Source organism: Marivita sp., assembly GCF_017643905.1.
In the GTDB taxonomy this organism is placed as follows: Bacteria; Pseudomonadota; Alphaproteobacteria; order Rhodobacterales; family Rhodobacteraceae; genus Marivita.
This window is the reverse complement of sequence record NZ_JAEPMO010000197.1, coordinates 1-6224: the sequence shown is the minus strand read 5'-3', so window position 1 is coordinate 6224 and position 6224 is coordinate 1. Positions and strand designations below refer to the sequence as shown.

Here is a 6224-nt window from a genome sequence, read left to right as displayed (position 1 = left end):
GCTCAAGGGCAAGCAGGGCCGCTTCCGTCAGAACCTTCTGGGTAAGCGGGTCGACTTCTCGGGTCGTTCGGTCATCGTGACCGGTCCGGAACTCAAGTTGCATCAGTGCGGTCTGCCCAAGAAGATGGCGCTCGAGTTGTTCAAGCCGTTCATCTATTCGCGCCTTGAAGCGAAGGGTCTGTCGTCGACCGTCAAGCAGGCGAAGAAACTGGTCGAGAAAGAGCGTCCAGAGGTTTGGGATATTCTTGACGAGGTGATCCGCGAGCACCCGGTTCTGCTGAACCGTGCGCCGACGCTGCACCGTCTGGGCATTCAGGCGTTCGAACCGATCCTGATCGAAGGTAAGGCGATCCAGCTTCACCCGCTGGTCTGTTCGGCCTTCAACGCCGACTTCGACGGTGACCAGATGGCGGTTCACGTGCCGCTGTCGCTGGAAGCCCAGCTTGAAGCCCGTGTTCTGATGATGTCGACGAACAACGTTCTGTCGCCCGCCAACGGCGCACCGATCATCGTTCCGTCGCAGGATATGATCCTTGGCCTCTACTATACCTCGATTGCCCGCAAAGGCATGAAAGGCGAAGGCATGAAGTTTGCGTCGATCGAAGAGGTCGAGCACGCGCTGAACGCGGGTGAGGTACATCTGCACGCCAATATCGAATGCCGGATCAAGCAGATTGACGACGAAGGCAACGAAGTGTTCAAGCGCTACGAGACCACACCGGGTCGCGTCCGTCTTGGCGCGCTGCTGCCGTTGAACGCGAAAGCGCCGTTCGATCTGGTGAACACGCTGCTGCGTAAGAAAGACGTGCAAAAGGTCATCGACACTGTCTACCGCTATTGCGGCCAGAAAGAGTCGGTCATTTTCTGTGACCAGATCATGTCAATGGGTTTCAAGGAAGCGTTCAAAGCGGGCATTTCGTTTGGCAAGGACGACATGGTGATCCCGGAGTCCAAGTGGCCGATCGTGGAAGAAACCCGCGAGCAGGTGAAGGATTTCGAACAGCAGTACATGGACGGTCTGATCACTCAGGGCGAAAAGTACAACAAGGTGGTCGATGCCTGGTCGAAGTGTAACGACAAGGTCACTGAAGCCATGATGTCCACCATCTCGGCGGCGAAGACCGACGAGGCGGGTGCCGAAATGGAACCGAACTCGGTTTACATGATGGCGCACTCCGGTGCCCGTGGCTCGGTCACGCAGATGAAGCAGTTGGGCGGGATGCGCGGCCTGATGGCGAAGCCGAATGGCGACATCATCGAGACGCCGATTATCTCGAACTTCAAGGAAGGTCTGACCGTTCTTGAATACTTCAACTCGACCCACGGTGCCCGTAAGGGTCTGTCCGACACCGCTCTGAAGACCGCGAACTCGGGTTACCTGACCCGTCGTCTGGTTGACGTGGCGCAGGACTGCATCGTGCGCATGCACGACTGTGGCACCGACCGTGCGATCACGGCTCAGGCAGCGGTCAATGACGGGGAAGTCGTGGCGTCGCTGGCCGAGCGTATCCTGGGCCGCGTCGCGGCTGACGATATCCTCAAGCCGGGGACCGACGAGGTCATCCTGCGGGCCGGTCAGTTGATCGACGAACGTATGGCCGACCTGATCGAGGAGGCCGGTGTCGCAACCATGCGCATTCGTTCGCCGCTGACATGCGAGGCGGAAGAGGGCGTTTGCGCCATGTGCTATGGTCGTGACCTTGCACGCGGTACGCTGGTCAATATCGGTGAAGCCGTTGGCATCATCGCCGCACAGTCCATTGGCGAACCGGGTACACAGCTGACGATGCGGACCTTCCACATCGGCGGTGTTGCCCAGGGTGGTCAGCAGTCGTTCCAGGAAGCGAGCCAGGAAGGCAAGGTCGTGTTCGACAACGCGTCCACGCTGGAAAACTCGGTGGGCGACACGCTGGTCATGGGCCGCAACATGAAGCTGCGCATCGTGGACGAGCACGGCGTCGAACGGGCCAGCCACAAGCTGGGCTACGGCACCAAGGTCTTCGTCAAGGAAGGTGCCATGATCAAGCGCGGTGACAAGCTGTTCGAATGGGATCCCTATACCCTGCCGATCATCGCTGAGAAGGACGGTATCGCCAAGCATGTGGACCTCACTGCTGGTGTGGCCGTGCGCGACGAGACCGACGATGCGACGGGCATGACCCAGAAGATCGTGATTGACTGGCGGGCTGCTCCGCGCGGAAACGAGCTCAAGCCTGAGATCATCCTGATGGGCGAAGATGGCGAGCCGCTGCGCAACGATGCGGGCAACCCGATCACCTATCCGATGTCGGTGGACGCCATTCTGTCGGTCGAAGACGGTCAGGACATCAAGGCGGGTGACGTGGTTGCACGTATCCCGCGCGAAGGTGCCAAGACCAAGGACATCACCGGTGGTCTGCCGCGTGTGGCCGAACTCTTTGAGGCACGTCGCCCCAAGGACCACGCCATCATCGCGGAAATCGACGGCTATGTCCGCTTTGGCAAGGACTACAAGAACAAGCGTCGTATCACCATCGAACCGGCGGATGACACCATGGAGCCCGTGGAATACATGGTCCCCAAAGGCAAGCACATCCCAGTCGTCGAAGGCGATTTCGTCCAGAAGGGCGATTACATCATGGACGGCAACCCCGCGCCGCATGACATCCTGTCCATCATGGGTGTCGAAGCGCTGGCGAACTACATGATCGACGAGGTTCAGGACGTCTACCGCCTGCAGGGTGTGAAGATCAACGACAAGCATGTCGAAGTGATCGTGCGCCAGATGCTGCAGAAGTGGGAAATCCTTGAAAGTGGGGATACCACGCTTCTCAAGGGCGAACACGTGGACAAGGCCGAATTTGACCTGGCCAACGAGAAGGCCGAGAAGAAGGGTGGCCGTCCGGCGCAGGGCGAACCGATCCTGTTGGGCATCACCAAGGCGTCGCTGCAGACCCGCAGCTTCATCTCGGCGGCGTCGTTCCAGGAAACCACGCGCGTGCTGACCGAAGCGTCGGTTCAGGGCAAGAAGGACAAGCTTGTTGGCCTGAAAGAGAACGTCATCGTGGGCCGTCTGATCCCGGCGGGTACCGGTGGGGCAACGCAGAAGGTGCGTCGCATTGCGCAGGACCGCGACAATATCGTGATCGAAGCGCGCCGCGAAGAGGCCGAGGCCGCAGCCGTTCTGGCGGCACCGGACCGGATGGACGACGTGGTGGGTGGCGACGAGTTCGACAACATCATCGTCGACACGCCGGAAAGCCGCGAATAAATCGCGACTTTTTACCAAATGATAAAAAAACCCCCGCGCTGGTCGCGGGGGTTTTTCTTTGGACAGAACAAACCGGAACGGATCAGGGTCCGAAGCGTTGAGTCATCAGCAGCGAAAAGGAGATTTCCATGAACCGCTTGATGACAACAACGACCGCCCTCGTGGCCATTCTTGCCGCGCCTCTGGCCGCGCAAGAGACGCATCAATGGGGCGAAAAGAACGCCAACTTTGAACCCGCATTTGAAAACCAGACCCGCGCCGAATTGGTGTCGTCTGACCTGTCTTTCGATTATCGCAGCCTGACGGCTGGGTTGGAGCACCCATGGGCCGTTGCGGAACTGCCCGACGGTGCTGGCCTTCTTGTGACCGAACGCCCGGGTCGACTGAAGCATGTGAAGCTTGAGGGCGACGTTTCAGAGCCGATTGCCGGTTTGCCGGAAATTTTTAACCAGTCGGCAGGTGACAGCACACAAGCGGGTCTTCTGGATGTGAAAGTCGGTCCTGACTTCGCAGAGGATCGGATGATTTATTTCACCTATTCCAAGGGTATGGGCGACGGCACCTCCGTGACCGCAGCGGGTCGCGGCAAGCTCTCTGACGACTTGACCGAGCTGACCGAGGTTGAGGACATCTTTGTCCAGACGCCGCCATCGCCCGCCGCGATGCATTATGGCAGTCGGATTGTCTTTGACGGCAACGGTCATGCGTTCATCACGACGGGCGAGCATTTCACCGATGAAGAACGTAAAAAGGCGCAAACCCTCGACAACACCTATGGCAAGGTTGTGCGCGTTGGTCTTGACGGGTCGATCCCTGGAGATAACCCGTTTGTCGATCAAGACGGTGCAGAGCCGAGCATCTGGTCCTACGGGCACCGCAACGTCCAAGGGGCTGCAATGCGCGGCAACCAGTTGTTTGTCGTCGAACATGGCCCTGCAGGTGGTGACGAGATCAACATTCCGCAGGCTGGACTGAATTACGGCTGGCCGGTCGTGTCTTATGGCATTCGTTACGATGGCGACGAGATCGGTACGGGTAGGGCGCAAGCAGAAGGTATGTCTGAACCTGCCTATTATTGGGATCCGGTGATCGCACCGGGGGACATGGTGTTTTACGAGGGCGCTCTGTTCTCTGACTGGAATGGCGACAGCCTTGTGGCCGGACTTGTGGCTCCGGGTATCGTGCGCCTCGCGTGGGATGGTGATCGGGTGATCGCTGAAGAGCGGTTGTTCACCGAATACGGTCGTGTGCGGGACATCGAAGAGTTGAGCGATGGCAGCCTGATCCTTGCCACCGATTACGAAGATGGTGAGTTGATCCACGTCACGCTGAGCAGCTCAGATTCCTAAGGTCACGACGAAGCGGGGCGCAGATTGTGCCCCGCTTTTTTATACAGTGGCGGGCCGTAATCCGCCGATAGATGTCTGCGAGACACGCACCGCCACGATAAGCGCCACCACCCACCCCGTGGACACGGCGGTCGCGATGCCCAGCCAGACTCCCCAGACGTCAAAGCCCAAAAGCGCGATGAACACCCAGATGAAGAAGGCTACGCCAAAACCTTGGCGGTAGATGCTGATCCAGAGTGTGTAGATCGGCCGTTTCATCGCTTGCAGGAGCGAGTTGATGGAGAAGAGCATCATGTAGATGGGGAACAGAAAGCCGTCGATCAGCAGGTAGCTTGCCCCGATTTCGATCACGTCCGGGTCCGAGGTGAAGGGCCGCATGAAGTAATGGCCACCGAACCACAGGAGCGGCATTGCGATCACCGACAGCGCAAAGCCCAGCTTCCAGCAGAAGAACACGGCATCGCGCACGCGGTCATATTCCTTGGCCCCGAAATTCTGGCCTGCGATGGGCAGCAGCGCGCTGGTCATACCCAGCACCGGAAGAAGCAGGATCTGTTCGATCCTGAGTGCGACGCCATAGGCTGCGATGGCATCTTCGCCGAAATTCTTGAGCGCAAATTGAACGACAAAGCCGGACACGAACATCACCACCATTGCCGTTGTGGCGGGCAGCATCTGTTCGAAGATGGCCTTGTAACACGCAGGATCGGGGATGAATTCGGCGCGTTTGACCCGCTCCATCATGTTCAGGTTGAACACGCGGGACAGGATGAACAGCATCACCCCGGTCTGGCTGATCACCGTGGCGGCGGCAATGCCGTTAAAGCCCATGCCGCCCCAGATGCCGGGAATACCGAACATCATCAGCGGGTTGAGGCCGATATTGGCAAGAAAGGCCAGCATCATGGCGCGCTGCATCGACCGCGTGTCGCCATGCGCCTGCAGGATGCCGTTGCCGCCATAAGCCAGCAGGAAACCGGGCAGGGCGAGGATCAGAAGGCGGAAATAGCCCAAGGCCGCGTCGCGGTATCCTCCGGGTTCCGATACCAGCGCGATCAGGTGCGGCCCCGCGAACCAGCCGCCGACCATCAGCAGTGCAGTCGCGATCACCCCAAAGCTGAGGCCCTGTGCGGCAAGGCTGCGGCTGGCCTTGATGTTTTTTTCGCCCTTGGCGTTGCTGACCAGCGCGCTGAGCGCAGAGCTCAGGCCAAAGCCCACGGCCATCATGATGAAGAACGCCTGATAGCCGATTGCCAGGCCCGCTTGCGCCTCGGTCGAGAGTTTGCCGGCGAAATAGACATCGACGACATTATACAGTGTCGAGAACAGCATCCCCAAAGCGGCGGGGATGGCGAGGTTCCTGTAGTGGGTCAGCATCGGCCCGGTGGTCAGATCGTCGTTAACTGGTGTGGCCACGGGCATTCCTGTCTGAAAGGGGGCGGGCAAACGCCAGTCCTTACGTTCTGCGATACACGGAAAGGGCGGGAAAGCCAAAGACCTTTGGCATGTCGCTTTTGACGTGGAGAGCGCGCGGGTTGCCTGTTACTCCGGGCGGTATGATACAACTCTCCGACAACATGCGCGGCGCGCTTTTGATGTGTGTCTCGATGGCCGCGTTTACCTTT

At 59.1% G+C, this 6224-nt stretch carries 3 protein-coding genes; 2 read left to right on the top strand and 1 reads right to left on the bottom strand.

Annotated features, from left to right (window positions below; all coding sequences use genetic code 11):
• Both rpoC and JJ869_RS21125 read left to right on the top strand, forming a co-directional pair.
• A partial coding sequence (rpoC, locus tag JJ869_RS21130) for a DNA-directed RNA polymerase subunit beta' (RefSeq protein WP_292270426.1) occupies positions 1-3250 on the top strand: 3250 nt, incomplete at its 5' end.
• 128 nt (positions 3251-3378) lie between these two features.
• A complete protein-coding gene (locus tag JJ869_RS21125; RefSeq protein ID WP_292270423.1) occupies positions 3379-4599 on the top strand; it encodes a PQQ-dependent sugar dehydrogenase in 1221 nt (406 codons plus the stop codon).
• 39 nt (positions 4600-4638) lie between these two features.
• Here the strand turns inward: JJ869_RS21125 and JJ869_RS21120 are convergent, their stop codons facing one another.
• Entirely contained in the window at positions 4639-5976 is a 1338-nt protein-coding gene (locus tag JJ869_RS21120) for an MATE family efflux transporter (protein ID WP_292270429.1), read from the bottom strand.
• Positions 5977-6224 lie beyond the last annotated feature (248 nt).

Bases quoted from the DNA above. Each gene is read 5' to 3' on its own strand.
- JJ869_RS21125 (WP_292270423.1), top strand. From the start codon at position 3,379: ATGAACCGCTTGATGACAACAACGACCGCCCTCGTGGCCATTCTTGCC.
- JJ869_RS21120 (WP_292270429.1), bottom strand. From the start codon at position 5,976: ATGCTGACCCACTACAGGAACCTCGCCATCCCCGCCGCTTTGGGGATG.